This window comes from Micromonospora sp. WMMD961, from assembly GCF_029626145.1.
Lineage (GTDB): Bacteria > Actinomycetota > Actinomycetes > Mycobacteriales > Micromonosporaceae > Micromonospora.
Map to the genome: position 1 here is coordinate 1,517,073 of NZ_JARUBJ010000002.1, position 15,660 is coordinate 1,532,732.

The window sequence follows — 15,660 nt, forward strand, 5'->3', positions numbered from 1 at the left end:
CGCCCGACGGAATCGGGCGGCGGATGTCGGTCCGTTGATCTAAGGTCATCGCTCCATCTCACGAAGGAGCACGTACGACGATCCGGCGACCAGCTTCGGCAAGCTGTCCCGGACGCGGAGCGTCCCGCCGGCCGCCTGAGCGGACCGGGAGTGACACCGGGGCCGTGCGGTGGTCACCAGCTGGTCACCACCGCACGGCCCCGGCCGTGTCGCTCAGTTACGCGAGCAGGTGGCCCCGTTGAGCGTGAAGCTCGTCGGTGACGAGTACGACCCGTTCAGCGTCCCCTGATATCCGAAGCTGGCCGTGCCGCCGGGCGCGATGGACCCGTTGTGGCCGACGTTGCGGGCGGTCACCGCGGAGCCGCTCTGGTTGACCGTGGCGTTCCACGCGTTGGTGACGGTCTGCCCGCTGGGCAGGCTGTAGTTCAGCGTCCAGCCGTTGATCGCGCTGGACCCGGTGTTGGTGACCTGCACGTCGGCCGTGAAGCCGTTGTTCCACGAGTTGGCCGTGTACTTCACCGCGCAGCTCGCGCCACCGCTCGGCGGCGGGGTGGTCGGCGGCGGGTTGGTGGGGTTACCACCGCCGTTGACGTTCGCCGAGAACGACGTCACCGCGAGGCCGACGCCACCCTGCCACGGCTCGAAGCCGGCCTGGATGCTGGTCAGGTACCAGGAGTTGGTGATCGCGCCCCGGTTGCGGGTGTCGTTGATGAAGTCCAGCACGCTGAAGTTCAGGCTGGAGATCGCGGACGGCGCGACGTAGGAGATGACGTTGTTGGAGCCGTTGCTGCCCCGCCAGACCTCCCAGGTGCGGCCGGCGAGGTTGGTGGTGCCGACCACCGAGCCGATGGGCTGGATCGGGCCCTGCCGGTTGAGCCAGATCATGATCTCCATCTGGTTCACCCCGTCCCGTTTCGGCGACGGGTCCAACCAGATGTCGTACGACGCGTTGTAGGTGGCGCCGCTGACGTACCGGTAGGAGATGCTGCTGGTGGCGCTGCTGATCTGACTCACCTGGATCGGCAGGTTCGTGCCGGGGGAGCAGTTGGTGTAGTGACAACCGAAAAACACCGAGGGGTACGCCGTGGGCGCGCCATTGGTCGGGCTGCTGCCGTTCAGGGTGGTGATCTCGAAGCCGTTGTTGGTGACGTTGATGCACTGCTGGGCGGTGGTGCCCCAACGGTTGTTCTGCACCACGTAGCGGCCCTGGATGGTGGTCGAGCCGTACTGCTCACAGATCAGGGTGTCGGCGGAGGCGGTGCCGCCGAGGGCCACGGCAACCAGTGAGCTGGTGAGGAGGAGCCCGGCGGCGGCCAGGGCCCGAAGTTGACGTTTCATGACGCTCCTTGACTCGGCGCATGCCGGGCGCCGGATGTGGTGGGGTGGTGCGGGAGCGCTCCCACGCTCAACGACACATTTACATGCTTGAAACTAGGGCGCAACTGCATGCGTCAAACTGGCGAATTGTGAGGATTGCCACGCCCCCGCCGGACGGCTGCCGACCGACGGCCAGCTAAGCGCCGCGAACCGCCGACGGGCGCCCCCGAGACGGCCGATCGGGGCCTGGTGTGGGCCGATAGCTCCGAGTAGCGTGTTGCCTCCAACGCGTTCCGCTCCCCCTCCGGAGGCGTACACCACCATGGGTGGCTCCCCCCTGCGCATCCTCGTCGTCGGCGCGGGCATCGCCGGCCTGGCCGTCGCCCGGGCGCTGCGCCTGGCGGGCTTCCGGCCGGACGTCACCGACAAGCTGCCGCCCGGGGAGTCCACCGAAACCGGCCTCTACCTGCCCGGCAATGCCGCCCGCGCGCTGCGCCGGCTCGACCTGCACGACCCGGTCCGTCCGCTCGGGCAGGTGATCCGCCGGCAGCACTTCTTCGACGCCGCAGGCGCCCGGCTCTGCGAGGTCGACCTCGACACCCTCTGGGCCGGCGTCGGCGAGTGCCGGGCGCTGCCCCGGGCCGATCTGCACCGGGTGTTGCTCAGCGGCGCCGGCGGCGCCGTCCGGCACGGCGCCGAGGTCCGCACCCTGGAGCTGCTGCCGGGCGCGGTCGGCGTGACCTTCACCGACGGCACCACCACCGAGTACGACCTGGTCATCGGCGCCGACGGACCGCGTTCCTCGGTGCGGGCGCTGGCCGCGCTCGGTGGGCCGCCCCGCCCGGTCGGGCAGGTGGTCTACCGGGCCGTGCTGCGGGACGGCCCGCCGGTCACCGAGTGGACCGCACTGCTCGGCCAGCGGTCCGGTTTCCTCATGGTGCCGATCGGCGCCGGGCGGCTGCACCTGTACGCCGACGAGGCCGGCACCGAGGAACCCGCCGACCCCCTCGCGCGGCTGCGGGAGCTCTTCGCCGACTACCGGGGCCCGGTGCCCGAGGTGCTGGCCGCGCTCGACGACGTGCACGTCGGGATCACCGACGAGGTGGAGCTGGGTCGCTGGCACCGGGGACGCGTGCTGCTGGTCGGCGACGCCGCGCACGCCACCGCCCCCACCCTGTCCCAGGGTGCGGCGATGGCACTGGAGGATGCGGTGGTGCTGGCCGAGTCGCTGCGTGCCGCCAACAGTGTGGAGGCGGCCCTGGTGGCGTACGAGAGTCGTCGCCGTCCGCGTACCCGCTGGGTGGCCGACCGGACCCGGGACCGCAACCGGACCAGGGACGTCCCGCCGGCGCTGCGCGACCCCCTGCTGCGCGGCCGCGGCGGCCGGATCTTCGGGGAGCACTACCGGTTGCTGCTCGGCCCGCTGTAGCCCCGTTGTAGATCGTGTCACGCCACCCCACGCGGCGCTGCGACCTGCCGGGGACTATCCTCCTTGCGGATGACGGCCCGCCGATAACCAGCGTGTGCCGAGCGGGACAACCGAGAACCGGAGGCCACTCGTGACCACCGTCGCACCCAAGCCGGTCGTGACCCGGCCCTGGCCGGTCCGGGAGCCGGTCAAGGGGTCGGCCATCGCGCGGCTGCTGCGAACCACGGACGCGAAGCAGATCGGGATCATGTATATGATCACCGCGTTCGCGTTCTTCATGATCGGTGGCCTGATGGCCCTGATCATGCGGGCTGAGCTGGCCCGACCCGGGCTGCAGTTCCTGTCGCCGGAGCAGTACAACCAGCTCTTCACGATGCACGGCACGATCATGTTGCTGTTCTTCGCGACGCCGATCGTGTTCGCCTTCGCGAACTACATCGTGCCGATCCAGATCGGCGCGCCCGACGTCTCCTTCCCCCGACTGAACAGCTTCGCCTACTGGCTGTACCTGTTCGGCGGCACGATGGCGACCGCCGGTTTCCTCACCCCGGGTGGCGCCGCCGACTTCGGCTGGTTCGCGTACGCGCCGCTGAGCAGCGTCGAGCACTCGCCCGGCGTCGGCGCGAACATGTGGATCATGGGTCTGGCCATCTCCGGTCTGGGTACCATCCTCGGCGCGGTAAACATGATCACCACGGTGCTGACCCTGCGCGCGCCCGGCATGACCATGTTCCGGATGCCGATCTTCACGTGGAACATCCTGGTCACCAGCCTCCTGGTGATCCTGGTCTTCCCGCTGCTGGCCGCCGCGCTGTTCGCGCTCGCCGCGGACCGCATCCTCGGTGCCCACGTGTACGACCCCGCGACCGGCGGGCCGATGCTCTGGCAGCACCTGTTCTGGTTCTTCGGGCACCCCGAGGTGTACATCGTCGCGCTGCCGTTCTTCGGCATCATCAGCGAGGTCATCCCGGTCTTCTCCCGCAAGCCGATCTTCGGTTACAAGGGTCTGGTCGCCGCGACCGTCGCGATCGCCGCGCTCTCGATGAGCGTCTGGGCGCACCACATGTTCGCCACCGGCCAGGTGCTGCTGCCGTTCTTCAGCTTCCTGAGCTACCTGATCGCCGTGCCGACCGGTATGAAGTTCTTCAACTGGATCGGCACCATGTGGCGGGGCCAGATCAGCTTCGAGACGCCGATGCTCTGGGCGGTCGGCTTCCTGGTCACCTTCCTCTTCGGTGGTCTGACCGGTGTGCTGCTGGCCAGCCCGCCGATCGACTTCCACGTGTCGGACTCGTACTTCGTGGTGGCGCACTTCCACTACGTGCTCTTCGGCACGATCGTGTTCGCGGTGTTCGCCGGCATCTACTTCTGGTTCCCGAAGATGTTCGGCCGGATGCTCGACGAGCGCCTCGGCAAGGTGCACTTCTGGCTCACCATGATCGGCTTCCACACCACGTTCCTGGTGCAGCACTGGCTCGGCAACGAGGGCATGCCCCGTCGGTACGCCGACTACCTGCCCGGTGACGGCTTCACCACGCTGAACATGATCTCCACGATCGGCGCGTTCATCACCGGTATCTCCACGCTGCCGTTCATCTACAACTGCTGGAAGTCGTACAAGACCGGCCCGGTGGTCGAGGTGAACGACCCCTGGGGTCACGGCAACTCGCTGGAGTGGGCGACCAGCAGCCCGCCGCCGCTGCGCAACTTCGACCGGATGCCGCGCATCCGCTCCGAGCGGCCGGCGTTCGACGCGAAGTTCCCGGAACTGGCCGCCGGCGGTCAGAGTCTCGCCGGCCCGCCGGAGGGCGGTTCGAAGCCGCTCACCAGCGAGTCGGACGGCGGGGCCAGCTACCGCGAGGACACCGCCAGCGACATCGACCGGCACTGACACTCGGGCTCAGCAGCACGAAGGGCGCCGCCCCCGGGACCACCCCGGGAGCGGCGCCCTTCGCCGTGTGCGGTGTCGCCCTGCTCTCGTTACACCCTGGGCGCTGTCCAGCCTGGCGGCTGCCGGGAACCATGTCCTGACGAGCGTGATTCCGCTGGGGCATCTTGATTCCGCTGTGGCATCGCGGTCCCCGGGGTGCGCGCCATCGGACGACGGTCGCCCATCGGACGACGGTCGCCCATCGAACGACGGCAGGGCCGCCGGGTGATCTGTCAGTGGGCGACGGGGGTGAGGTCCGGCTCGACGGGCGGCGGGATGGCCGCAGCGACGCGGTGGCGACGCAGTTCGATCGGGAGCACCACCAGGGTGACCAGCGCACCGAGTGCTCCGGTGACCACGAAACCCCAGATCGGCGAGCTTGCGTCGATCACCGCGCCGGCGAGCGGCGCACCGATCGCGATGCCGACGGTGACCGCAGACCCGTGCAGCCCCATCGCCTCACCGCGTACCTGCGCAGGGACCAGGCGGCTGACCGCGTCGGAGCCGGCTGCGATGGTCGGCGCGCAGAGCGCGCCGGCCGGGATCAGCGCCAGGCACAGCAGCCACCAGTGCGCCCCGCCCAGCCCGACCGGGATGGTGCACAGGGCGAGTGCGGCGGTCAACGCCAGTGGGGAGAACGAGCGGTGCACAGCCCCGTAGGCGAACCCTCCGGCCAGCGAGGCGACCGCCCAGATGGCCAGCACCGCGCCGGTCCAACCGACCTCACCGCTGGCCCGCAGTACGGCGACCACCGCCACGTCGGTGCCGCCGAGCACCAGGGTCGCCGCGGCGCTGAGTGCCAGTACGGCGAGCAGTCGGGGAGTCAGCCACTCCCGGCGAGGCACCCGCTGGGGTGGGCCGCTGGGCTCCGCGGTGGCTTCGCGGATCGGCGGGTTGACCAGCCACAGACCGATTCCGGCGGCCACGATGCCGCCGCCGACCAGGTACATGGTGGTCTGCGCAGAGATAGCGGTGACCAGAGCCACCGCCAACGCCGGGCCGATCATGAATGACAGCTCCACCGACATGGAGTCCAACGCGTACGCCGGGCGGCGCTGGTGCTCCGGAACCAGCGCGGCGATCGACTGACGGACCACGGAGAAGATCGGCAGGGCCAGGGAGCCGGCCACGAAGGCAGCCGGCAACAGCAGGGGGTACGGCAGTGACGGCGCGGTGGACCAGAAGATCGCCTCGACGATGCCGGTGAGCACCAGGACCGGGCGTAGACCCCGACGGTCCACCAGTCGGCCGAGGATCGGGCCGCCGATCGCCGCGCCCACGGTGACCGCCGCACCCACCAGGCCGGCGGCCCCGTAACCTCGACCAAGGTCGAAGACCACGTGGAAGGTAAGCGTCACCCCGGTCGCGGTGAGCGGGATGCGGGCGAGGACGGCCACCACCAGCAGCGACCGCAGGCCGGGTAGCGCGAGCGCTTGCCGGTAAGGCTTCATGTTCACGTGGGTCCGTACCTCCGGCGTCATCCTCGACCGGAGACGGTCCGATGGCCAATCATTTACGCTCTCATGCGGCAGTGATCACAGGCTCCCCGTGCAGAGTCACCCCGGCACCCTCCATCGAGCGAAGCGCCACGTCGGTGGTCGCCGGGGCGACGGCCGCGGTCAGCTCCAGCAGCACGGTGGTGGCGAACCCCTCCCGGGCGGCGTCCAGCGCGGTCGCCCGCACGCAGTGGTCGGTGGCGATGCCGACCACGTCGACCCGGTCCACGTCGTGCCGCCGCAGCCAGTCGGCCAGGCACTCGCCGTCGGCGGCGTGCCCCTCGAACCCGGAGTACGCCGCCGCGTGCTCGCCCTTGTGGAAGATCGCCTCGACCCGGCCGGTGTCGAGCTCCGGGTGGAACTCGGAGCCGCTGGTGCCGACCACGCAGTGCCGGGGCCAGGACTCCACGAAGTCCGGCGGATCGCCGAAGTGCGCACCCGGGTCGACGTGGTAGTCCTTGGTGGCGACGACGTGCGTCCACCGGTCCGGCTCGCTGGCGAGCAGCCGGGAGATGCCCGAGGCCACCCCCGCGCCGCCTGCGACGGCCAACGAACCGCCCTCGCAGAAGTCGTTCTGCACGTCCACGATGATCAGCGCGTTGGCCATCGGGGTTCCCTTTCCAGATCGGTTCGGTGGGAGGGGTCAGCCAGCGGGCACTACGGTGACCGGCACGGCCGGGTCACCGGCCGAAAGCTTCAACCCCTCCCACGGGATAGAGATCAGGCACTCCCGCAGGTGCTCCCGTGACGCGTCGAGCGACGGTCGCGACACCGGCTCGCCGTCGACCACGTACGAGTGCTGGAGCATGCGGTCGTTCGGCTTCCGGTCCGGTACGCCCTGCGGGACGATGACCTCCTCGGTGGCGGTGCCGGTCGGCTTGTGCCGGCGGACCGCGACCTTCCGGCCGCCGATGGTCGCCTTGTGCTCGGAGCGCTTCACCACCGGCCGTCCCTCGACCTCGACGAGCTTGTAGACCAGCCCGGCGGTCGGCGCTCCGGAGCCGGTGACCACGGCCGTGCCGGCGCCGTACATGTCCACCGGTTCGGCGGCCAGCGCGGCGATCGCGTACTCGTCGAGGTCACCCGAAACGATGATCTTGGTTTCGGTGGCGCCCAGCGAGTCGAGCAGTTCCCGGGACTGCTGAGCGATCACCGCCAGATCGCCCGAGTCGATCCGTACCGCCCGCAGGTCCGGTCCGGCCACCGCGATCGCGTTGCGGATGCCCTGACTGATGTCGTACGTGTCGACCAGCAGCGTGGTGTCCCTGCCCAGCGTGGCGACCTGTGAGGCGAACGCCGCCCGCTCGTCGTCGTGCAGCAGCGTGAACGCGTGCGCCGCCGTGCCCGCCGTCGGGATGCCGTAGCGCGCACCGGCGGCGAGGTTGGACGTGAACCGGAACCCGGCCAGGTACGCGGCCCGCGCCGCGGCCACCGCGGCCTCCTCGTGCGCCCGACGCGATCCCATCTCGATCAGCGCCCGGCCCCGTGCCGCGGTCACCATGCGTGCCGCCGCCGCAGCCACCGCGCTGTCGTGGTTGAGCACGGAGAGCACCAGCGTCTCCAGCACCACGCACTCGGCGAAGCCGCCGGAGACGGTGAGGATCGGTGAACCGGGGAAGAACAGCTCGCCCTCGGCGTACCCGTCGACGTCGCCGGTGAAGCGGTAGTCGGTGAGCCACGCCGCGGCCGATTCGTCGACCACTCCGGTCCGGCGCAGGAAGTCGACCTCGGAGGGGTCGAACCGGAAGTCGCGGATCAGCTCGACCAGTCGGGCGGTGCCGGCGACCACGCCGTACCGGCGACCGCTGGGCAGCCGGCGGCTGAACACCTCGAAGACACACCGGCGGTCGGCGGTGCCGTCCCGCAGTGCCGCGCTGACCATGGTCAGCTCGTAGTGGTCGGTCAGCAGCGCGGGTCGGTGGTTGCTCACCGCCCCAGCCTAAGGTTCAGCCCGCGTCGCCGCCTTCGTGGCCCGGGATCGAGCGCAGCGCGGCCCACAGTTCGGCGCGGCCGGTCACGCCGAGCTTGGTGTAGATCCGCTGGAGGTGGTTCTCCACGGTGCGTGCCGAGAGGTAGAGCCGTTCGGCGATGGCCCGGCTGGGCGCGCCGTGCGCGGCGAGACGGGCCACCTGCCACTCCCGCTCGGTCAGCACCGGCGCGCCCGCGTGCAGCGCCGGCGTCCGGATCGAGTCACAGCGCCCGAGCAGCCCGGCCAGGCGCTCCCGGGCGTCGTTGGCCGCCGCCGAGTGCTGCCGGCGCAACCGCTGTACGGCCTGGGAGGTGGCCTCGGCCGCGTACACGGTCAACTCCAACGCGGCATAGTCGTCGGCGACCGCCAGTAGGTCGGTGGCAGAGTCGGTGGCCGCGGCGCGGGCGTGCCGGGCCAGCAGCGGCGGAAGCACCCCGTCGACCCGTTCGGAGAGTTCGGCGAGGCGCTGGGCGACCGTGCGCCGGCCGCCGTCGGAGCAGGTGGGCCCGACTGCCATGCCGGCCTGGTCCAGTCGGACGAGGTCGTGCAGCACGTGCACCTCGTGTCCGGCGAAACCGTCCGCGCGCAGCCGGTCCACCAGGTCGCCGAGGTGCTTGACCGCGCCCGGCAGGTCACCCGACGCGGCGAGCGCCGCGCCCCGGGCCTGCTCCAGCCACGGGTAGAGCACCGCCATACCCGGCGCGTGGGTGCGGTCCGCCTCGGCCATCGCCGCGGTCGCCTGCGCGGCGTCACCGCGCAGCGCCGCCGACTGGGCGCGCTCCGCCTGGGCCAGGCCGGCGTAGACCCGGCTGGTGGCCAGCACCGCGCAGGCGCCCAGCGCGGTACGCATGGCCGCGTCGCTCTGCCCACGCATCCGGGCCGCGTACGCCTGGAGGATGGCGAGGTAGCCGGTGCCGAGCCGGAAGTCACCGGCACCGGCGAGGTCGGCGAACTCGTCCGCCACGATCGCGTCGATCCCGGCCAGGTCGCCGGTGAGCATGAGCCTGGTGCCCCGGGCCAGCTCCAGTGCCAACTGCAGGTACGGCATGTCGGTGCGCCAGTTGGCGGCAGCGGAGTGCACCTGGGCGATCGCCGTACCGCTGCGGTTGAGCTGGCCCTGCGCGGCCTGGACGTACGCGATGGTGGAACGCGCCAGCTCGCGGGCGGCGACGCCGGCCGCCGGCCGGTCCAGCACGCGTTGGCTGAGTCGCACGGCGGTCGTCGTGTCCAGCCCGTGCAGGCGCATGATCGCCTCGAAGGCGTGCACCCGGGACCGGTCTGCCGAGTCGCTGAGTTGCTCGACCCGGCTCGCGATCTCCTCCACCGTGGACTGTCGGCTCAATCCCCAGTAGCTGACCATCCCGCGCACGGTCAGCCAGCGGCAGAGTCGCCGCTCGTCGCCGGGCTCGGGGGTCACCGTGTCGAGAACCCCGATCGCCTCCTCCGGTCGGTCGGCGAACATCAGGATGGTGGCCAGCAGCTCCGCCGCGTCGGAGCCGCCGTCGGCGTTGAGCGCGGCGCGCGCCAGGCGGGTGGCCAGCGGCACGTCGTAGCGGGTGAACGCCTGGACCGCGGCATCCACCAGCAGCGCCGGATCCTGCGCGGTGCCCGAGTCGAGTCGCCAGACCGCCACCCGCAGCAGGTCGTCGCGGCGGCGCTTGCCAACCTGTTCGAGCAGTTCCGCGAGGTGCGCCTGGAGTCGGCGGGTGCGGCTGACCGGGCAGCGGCGGCGCATCACCTCGCCGTAGAGCGGGTGGGCCAACCGGACGTCGGTGCGCCGGTCGTGCTGGATCACACTGATCAGGCCGCGTTCCTCGGCGGTCTCCACGTCCGCCTGGTCGGCGGCCTGCTTGAGCAGGTGCAGGCCGAGTGGTTCGCCGAACGCCACCAGTTCGACGACCGCGCGGACGCCGTCGGTGAGCTTGCCGACCCGGGTGTCGATCAGGTCGGTGAGGTTGGGCGCCAACTCCAGTCGCCCGGTCCACTTCCAGATCCCGTAGGTGCGCTTCAGTTCCGCGCTGCCGCTGGCGGCGTGCACCAACTCGCGTAGCAGCAGCGGGTTGCCGGCCGCGAGTGCCCCGAGCCGGTCGGCGGAGCCGGCATCGACCGGGCCACCGAGGATCGCCGCCAGCAGGCCGGCGGTCTCCTCCTGCGGCATCGGGGTCAGCTCGACGTGCTCGACCAGGTCGTCGGTCCAGAGTGCGCGGATCGGCAGCGGAATCTGTTCGCCGTCGCGCAGGGTGCCGAGCACCGTGGCGTTCTCCGCTCGGGCGACCAGGTGCACCAGCGCCGCCGAGGGCGGGTCGAGCAGGTGGGCGTCGTCGATGGCCAGCACGATGCGTCGGCCCGCCGCCTGCTGTTGCAGCACGTTGAGCGCCCAGCGCAGGATGCCCGCGGGGGAGAGGCCCTGGGGCTGCTCGGCGGGGAGGATCTGCACCAGCCCGCCGAACGGCAGCGCGGCGGTGGTGGCGCTGGCGGCGATGTGCCAGATCGCGAACCGGTCGGTGGGCAGCGCGGTGACGCCTTCACGCAGTAATCGACTCTTGCCGATGCCCGCGCTGCCGCTGAAGAAGAGCCCTCGGCCGGCCTCGCCGGTCACCGCCGCCAGCAGGCGGTTCAGCTCATCTGTCCGGCCGACGAACTTCCATCGACTCATCCGCGCAGCATATCGACCGGAATCCGTCCGCGCCCGTATCGTCACCGAACGAAGTTGAGTAGCCGCACAATTACCGATGAGTATTCGATGTGTCCACCCGGTCGCTGGCCCGCCCGTAGTCTTCCGGCATCCGGGTTCTTCACCGATCTTCCACGCGACCGGGCAACCGGTCACCTGCCACGGGAGGCCACCTGATGAAGCAGGGCCCTCTCCCCTCGGTCGATTCGCCGGACGACATGGCCGGCCCAGCCGACCTGCCCACCTGCGGCCCGCTGCCCACTCGGATCGGCGTGACCGGCCCCACCCCGGCGGAGCCGCTCGGCGTGGTCGCCGTCGGCCCGGCCGGCGCCGACCGGCGCGCCGTGCTCGCCACCCTGGTCGGGCTCGACCCGGTCATGCTCACCGTGCCCACCGGCAGTTGGCTGGTGGTGCGCAACGCCAAGGTGCCCACCCGGGCCGCGTTCGTGCCCGGTTACCGCCAGCCGCACTCCTACGGCGCCGACCGCAACGCCGCCGGACCGGCGTTGGCCCGTCCGCCCCGGCGTGTCGAGCTGAGCGTGCCCGAGCCACTGCTGCGGCACTTCACCCTGATCGACAGCCCGGACACCGCCACGCTCGGTGCGGCCGGCGCCCGGGTGCTGCTCGACGCGGTGGGCCGGGCCGGCGCGCTGCTCTTCGTGATCGCCGCCGACCAGGCTTTCACCGCTGCGGAGCTGAACCTGCTCACCGAGGTCGCCCCGACCTCGGTGGAGGTCGTCTTCGCGGTGACCCCCGGTGCGGCGGGTTGGGCCCCACTGGCCGACGGCGCGGTGACTACGGAGGACGCGGGGGCGTCCGTCCCGCCGGCCGAAGGTGCGGCGACCGAGGTCGACTCGGCCTCGGTGACCGTGGCGGCACACCGCGCGGCGCTGTTGGCCGCGGTGCCCGCGCTGGCCGGCGCACGGTGGTTCCCGGTCGGTGACACCGATTCCGCCGCCGACCTACGGCGGGCGCTGGTGGGATGGTCGTCGCGGGAAGGGCTGCAACGGGCCAGTGTCGACCCGCCGGTGTTGCCGGGCGGGCAGGGCCGCATCCCGGTGGCCGCCGACCCTGGCGACTGGTCCGAGCGACTCGACCGGCACACCCGCTCGTGCGCTCAGCGGATCCGTCAGCACCTCGCCCTGGAGTTGGCGAACATCCACCTCCGGGCGGTCCAGGAGATCGTGTTCGGGGTCGGCTGTGCGGGTCTACCGGATCTGCTGGACCGGGAGATGGCGGCGTTGTCGTTGTTGGCCACGGCACAGTGCGACCAGGCGGTGCGCGGCATCATGAACGACGTGGTGGGCCAGGTGCTCGGCGCGCCGCCGACCGAAGGCGTGCGACGGCGGATCTCCACCGCCGTGCAGTACGGCCTGGTCGACGACCGGCCCGGCCAGGAACTGGACAAGGTGCTTCTGATCACCAGCACGGCCGGGGTCGCGGGGCTGACCGGCCCGGAGGCGATCGACGCTCTCGCCAGCTATCCGGCGGCGGCCCGTGCCGAGGTGCTCCCGCCGGTCGCGGTGGCGCTCTCCGGCGGGTGCTGGCAGCAGTGGCGTACACCCGGCAACGACGACCACAGCGCGGCGCGGGCCTGGTCCCAGCGGGCCGTGCGGGAGGTCGAGCTGGGGTTGTCCAGGGAGATCTCCCGACGGTTCGAGGTGATCCGCCTCTCGCTGGGCGCGGTGCTCTCCGATGCAGTCGACCACGGCATCCTGCTCGCCTGACCGCGTGGTGGCACCTCGGTCCGGGTTCGTCTCGCACCGCGCGTCGGATGGCGTGCGGGGCGACTCAGGGGGGCCCGGCGTGGGTGATCCACGACGGGCCGGCGTTCCGGTTCCTCGGTTCCGGGAAACCGGTGGCACGATGGGGGGCATGGCGGCTCCGCAGGTTGCACCGGTCGAGACGCCGGCCACTGACGAGGTGCCGGCGTCCGACCGGCAGTGGGTGACGATCGTGTGGGACGACCCGGTCAATCTGATGACGTACGTGACCTGGGTCTTCCAGAAGCTTTTCGGCTACAGCCGGGAGAGGGCCGAGCAGCTGATGCTGGACGTGCACCACAAGGGCCGTGCCGTGGTCTCCACCGGTGCCCGGGAGCGGATGGAGCACGACGCGTCGCAGCTGCACGCGTACGGGCTGTGGGCGACGGTGGACAAGTCGTGAGCATGTTCCGTCGTCAGGCCGGCTGCTACGTCGCCACCTTCGCCGTCGACGAGGCGCGGGTGTTGCGCAAGGTCGCCTCCGAGGTGGTCGGCCTGCTCACCGATGGCTTCGACCACACCGACCCGGTCGTCGGTCGACTCTTTCCGGCGGTCTATCCGCAGGACGCCCCGAGCACCGCCGAGTTCCGCCGCTACACCGAGGGTGACCTGAAGACCGCGAAGATCGACCAGGCGGGGGCCATCCTGGCCGCGCTTCCCGACGAGGCGGGCGGCGAGGTGCGGCTGGACGCCGAGGCGGCCGAGGCGTGGTTGCGGGCGCTGAACGACGCCCGCCTCGCGATGGGTGTCCGGCTGGAGATCAAGGACGGCACGGACCTGGGCGAGGAGTTGGACGACGCCGTCGCCGAGGACCCGGCGTCCAGCCGGGTGTTCCAGCTTTCGGTCTACGCGTACCTCGGATATTTGCAGGAGTCGCTGCTCAACGCCTTGATCGACTAAGCGTGACCGGCACCACTTCGACCCGTGCTCGTCAGGCGTTAGGCTGGTGCTCGTGCTGAGCATCGACCGGTCGATCATCGACGCGATCGTCGCCCACGCTCGCCGGGATCACCCCGACGAGGCGTGCGGCGTGGTCGCCGGTCCCGTGGGCGGCGACACCCCGACCCGGCACATCCCGATGGACAACGCCGCGCGGTCGATGACCTTCTACGAGTTCGACTCGATGGAGCACCTGCGGGTGTGGCGGGAGATGGACGATCGGGACGAGGAGCCCGTCGTCATCTACCACTCGCACACCGCCACCGAGGCGTACCCGTCGCGGACGGATGTCTCCTTCGCGGGCGAGCCGAACGCGCACTACCTTCTCGTCTCGACCCGTGAGCCCGACTCGGAGGAGATCCGGTCGTTCCGGATCGTCGACGGCGTGGTCACCGAGGAGCCGGTTCGCATCGTGGAGGCCGGTGTCGACCCGCATGCCGTCCAGTCCTACATGTTCGGGCAGAGCCCGGCGACGGTCGACTACGAGTGTTCCGGCCGCTGATCCGTCAGCGTCCGACCCGTCTCGTCCCGTCACCGTAGGCACACCCGATCGAGGAGCTCGACATCATGGCCATTGAGGTTCGCATCCCCACCATCCTGCGCAGCTACACCGGCGGCGCCAAGGTCGTCGACGGCACCGGCGACACCCTCGCCGATCTGCTCACCGACCTGGACTCCCGGCACGGCGGTCTGCGCGGCCGGCTGATCACCGAGGCGGGCACGTTGCACCGCTTCGTCAACGTCTACGTCAACGACGAGGACGTCCGTTTCCTCGGCGCGCTGGACGCCAAGCTCTCCGACGGTGACAGCGTCACCATCCTGCCCGCCGTGGCCGGCGGCGCGTTCGGCTTCGCGGCGGCAGCGGCGATCAGCTCGCACGGCGCGGCGGCAGCGGCGATCAGCTCGCACGGCACCGCGGTGGCGGTGCGCGGCGTCGTCGCGGCTCGCTGAGGTCGGCCGCCATGGCGCGGTACGACAGCCTGCTCGACGCGTGTGGGGGCACGCCCCTGGTCGGCCTGCCCCGGCTCTCCCCGACGGTGCCCGACGGGGCACCGCCGGTGCGGCTCTGGGCCAAGCTGGAGGACCGGAACCCGACCGGCAGCATCAAGGACCGCGCGGCGCTGTTCATGGTGCGGGCGGCGGAGGAGGCCGGCCGGCTCCGGACGGGTGACACCATCCTCGAGCCGACGAGTGGCAACACCGGCATCTCGTTGGCGATGGTGGCCAAGCTGCGCGGCTACCGGTTGGTCTGCGTGATGCCGGAGAACGTCTCCACCGAGCGGGTCCAGCTACTTCGGATGTACGGTGCCGAGATCATCTTCTCGCCGGCGGCGGGTGGTTCCAACCAGGCGGTCGCCACGGCCAAGCAGATCTCGGTCGAGCACCCCGACTGGGTGATGCTCTACCAGTACGGCAACGAGGCCAACGCTCGGGCGCACTACGAGACGACCGGGCCGGAGCTGCTGCACGACCTGCCCACGATCACGCACTTCGTGGCCGGGCTCGGCACCACCGGCACGCTGATGGGCACCGGCCGCTACCTGCGGGAGAAGGTCGACGGGATCCAGGTCGTGGCCGCCGAGCCGCGCTACGGCGAGCTGGTCTACGGCCTGCGCAACATCGACGAGGGCTACGTGCCGGAGCTGTACGACGCCTCGGTGCTCTCCCGGCGGTTCTCGGTCGGCACCCGGGACGCGGTGCTGCGTACCCGGCAGCTCGTGGAGGTGGAGGGCATCTTCGCCGGCTTCTCCACGGGTGCCATCCTGCACGCCGCCCTCGCGGTGGCGCACGAGGCGGTCCGTGACGGCCGGCGTGCAGACGTGGCCTTCGTGGTCTGCGACGGCGGCTGGAAGTACCTGTCCACCGGCGCGTACGGCGGCACGCTCGCCGATGCCGAGGACGCCCTGGAGGGGCAGCTCTGGGCCTGACCGATCTTGATCAGCCGACTACGGGCCGTCGACATGCGTCGACGGCCCGTTCGCTGCCGGGGGTACCGCGAGCGGGTGTCACGTTCGCGACAACTTCCGTTGGATGATTCTTGCCGCCGGGTGCGCCAGCGTAGGCTGCGCAGCGTGGCGTACGCGTCGGTAGAGATCATGGCCGGGACCATCGCCGGCACGGGCGCTACTGATAGTGACAGCGA

Annotated in this window: 13 protein-coding genes; 8 read left to right on the forward strand and 5 right to left on the reverse strand. The window is 71.1% G+C overall.

From position 1 onward, the window contains the following. Nucleotides 1-213 precede the first annotated feature (213 nt). Nucleotides 214-1,338 (reverse strand): cellulose binding domain-containing protein, encoded by a 1,125-nt coding sequence (locus O7614_RS07295; RefSeq protein WP_278137708.1) that lies wholly within the window; start codon nucleotides 1,336-1,338, stop codon nucleotides 214-216. A gap of 301 nt (nucleotides 1,339-1,639) precedes the next feature. On the opposite strand from O7614_RS07295, the gene O7614_RS07300 reads away from it, so the two are divergent. Both O7614_RS07300 and ctaD read left to right on the forward strand, forming a co-directional pair. Then, the gene (locus tag O7614_RS07300) at nucleotides 1,640-2,746 is read left to right on the forward strand and encodes an FAD-dependent monooxygenase (RefSeq protein WP_278137709.1); all 1,107 of its coding nucleotides are present in this window, start codon (nucleotides 1,640-1,642) and stop codon (nucleotides 2,744-2,746) included. Nucleotides 2,747-2,876: 130 nt separating this feature from the next. After that, nucleotides 2,877-4,637 carry a cytochrome c oxidase subunit I gene (gene ctaD, locus O7614_RS07305; RefSeq protein WP_278137710.1) on the forward strand — a complete coding sequence of 587 codons (1,761 nt, stop codon included), beginning with the start codon at nucleotides 2,877-2,879 and terminating at the stop codon, nucleotides 4,635-4,637. Between the two features lie 272 nt (nucleotides 4,638-4,909). Here the strand turns inward: ctaD and O7614_RS07310 are convergent, their stop codons facing one another. From O7614_RS07310 to O7614_RS07325, 4 genes are read right to left on the reverse strand one after another with little or no spacing between them, the layout of a single operon-like run. Beyond that, nucleotides 4,910-6,157: an MFS transporter gene (locus tag O7614_RS07310; RefSeq protein WP_278137711.1), complete on the reverse strand. Its 1,248-nt coding sequence runs from the start codon at nucleotides 6,155-6,157 to the stop codon at nucleotides 4,910-4,912. A gap of 40 nt (nucleotides 6,158-6,197) precedes the next feature. Next, nucleotides 6,198-6,779, reverse strand: coding sequence for an isochorismatase family protein (locus O7614_RS07315; RefSeq protein WP_278137712.1), 582 nt, complete (start codon nucleotides 6,777-6,779; stop codon nucleotides 6,198-6,200). A gap of 36 nt (nucleotides 6,780-6,815) precedes the next feature. Further along, nucleotides 6,816-8,102 (reverse strand): nicotinate phosphoribosyltransferase, encoded by a 1,287-nt coding sequence (locus O7614_RS07320; RefSeq protein WP_278137713.1) that lies wholly within the window; start codon nucleotides 8,100-8,102, stop codon nucleotides 6,816-6,818. Between the two features lie 16 nt (nucleotides 8,103-8,118). Beyond that, a complete protein-coding gene (locus tag O7614_RS07325) occupies nucleotides 8,119-10,797 on the reverse strand; it encodes a LuxR family transcriptional regulator (RefSeq protein ID WP_278137714.1) in 2,679 nt (892 codons plus the stop codon). Between the two features lie 194 nt (nucleotides 10,798-10,991). On the opposite strand from O7614_RS07325, the gene O7614_RS07330 reads away from it, so the two are divergent. The 6 genes from O7614_RS07330 (at nucleotide 10,992) to O7614_RS07355 (ending at nucleotide 15,445) form a co-directional block, all read left to right on the forward strand. Beyond that, nucleotides 10,992-12,542 (forward strand): hypothetical protein, encoded by a 1,551-nt coding sequence (locus tag O7614_RS07330; protein ID WP_278137715.1) that lies wholly within the window; start codon nucleotides 10,992-10,994, stop codon nucleotides 12,540-12,542. A gap of 148 nt (nucleotides 12,543-12,690) precedes the next feature. Then, nucleotides 12,691-12,981, forward strand: coding sequence for an ATP-dependent Clp protease adapter ClpS (gene clpS / locus O7614_RS07335; protein WP_030487198.1), 291 nt, complete (start codon nucleotides 12,691-12,693; stop codon nucleotides 12,979-12,981). A 2-nt stretch (nucleotides 12,982-12,983) separates the two neighbouring features. Then, the gene (locus O7614_RS07340; RefSeq protein ID WP_278142183.1) at nucleotides 12,984-13,478 is read left to right on the forward strand and encodes a DUF2017 domain-containing protein; all 495 of its coding nucleotides are present in this window, start codon (nucleotides 12,984-12,986) and stop codon (nucleotides 13,476-13,478) included. 52 nt (nucleotides 13,479-13,530) lie between these two features. Beyond that, the gene (locus tag O7614_RS07345) at nucleotides 13,531-14,019 is read left to right on the forward strand and encodes a M67 family metallopeptidase (protein WP_278137716.1); all 489 of its coding nucleotides are present in this window, start codon (nucleotides 13,531-13,533) and stop codon (nucleotides 14,017-14,019) included. A 65-nt stretch (nucleotides 14,020-14,084) separates the two neighbouring features. Then, nucleotides 14,085-14,468: a MoaD family protein gene (locus O7614_RS07350; RefSeq protein WP_278137717.1), complete on the forward strand. Its 384-nt coding sequence runs from the start codon at nucleotides 14,085-14,087 to the stop codon at nucleotides 14,466-14,468. Nucleotides 14,469-14,479: 11 nt separating this feature from the next. Beyond that, on the forward strand, nucleotides 14,480-15,445 hold the full coding sequence (locus O7614_RS07355; RefSeq protein WP_278137718.1) for a pyridoxal-phosphate dependent enzyme: 966 nt from the start codon (nucleotides 14,480-14,482) through the stop codon (nucleotides 15,443-15,445). Nucleotides 15,446-15,660 lie beyond the last annotated feature (215 nt).

Bases quoted from the DNA above. Each gene is read 5' to 3' on its own strand.
- O7614_RS07295 (WP_278137708.1), bottom strand. From the start codon at position 1,338: ATGAAACGTCAACTTCGGGCCCTGGCCGCCGCCGGGCTCCTCCTCACC.
- O7614_RS07300 (WP_278137709.1), top strand. From the start codon at position 1,640: ATGGGTGGCTCCCCCCTGCGCATCCTCGTCGTCGGCGCGGGCATCGCC.
- O7614_RS07310 (WP_278137711.1), bottom strand. From the start codon at position 6,157: ATGACGCCGGAGGTACGGACCCACGTGAACATGAAGCCTTACCGGCAA.
- O7614_RS07315 (WP_278137712.1), bottom strand. From the start codon at position 6,779: ATGGCCAACGCGCTGATCATCGTGGACGTGCAGAACGACTTCTGCGAG.
- O7614_RS07325 (WP_278137714.1), bottom strand. From the start codon at position 10,797: ATGAGTCGATGGAAGTTCGTCGGCCGGACAGATGAGCTGAACCGCCTG.
- O7614_RS07330 (WP_278137715.1), top strand. From the start codon at position 10,992: ATGAAGCAGGGCCCTCTCCCCTCGGTCGATTCGCCGGACGACATGGCC.
- clpS (WP_030487198.1), top strand. From the start codon at position 12,691: ATGGCGGCTCCGCAGGTTGCACCGGTCGAGACGCCGGCCACTGACGAG.
- O7614_RS07340 (WP_278142183.1), top strand. From the start codon at position 12,984: ATGTTCCGTCGTCAGGCCGGCTGCTACGTCGCCACCTTCGCCGTCGAC.
- O7614_RS07350 (WP_278137717.1), top strand. From the start codon at position 14,085: ATGGCCATTGAGGTTCGCATCCCCACCATCCTGCGCAGCTACACCGGC.
- O7614_RS07355 (WP_278137718.1), top strand. From the start codon at position 14,480: ATGGCGCGGTACGACAGCCTGCTCGACGCGTGTGGGGGCACGCCCCTG.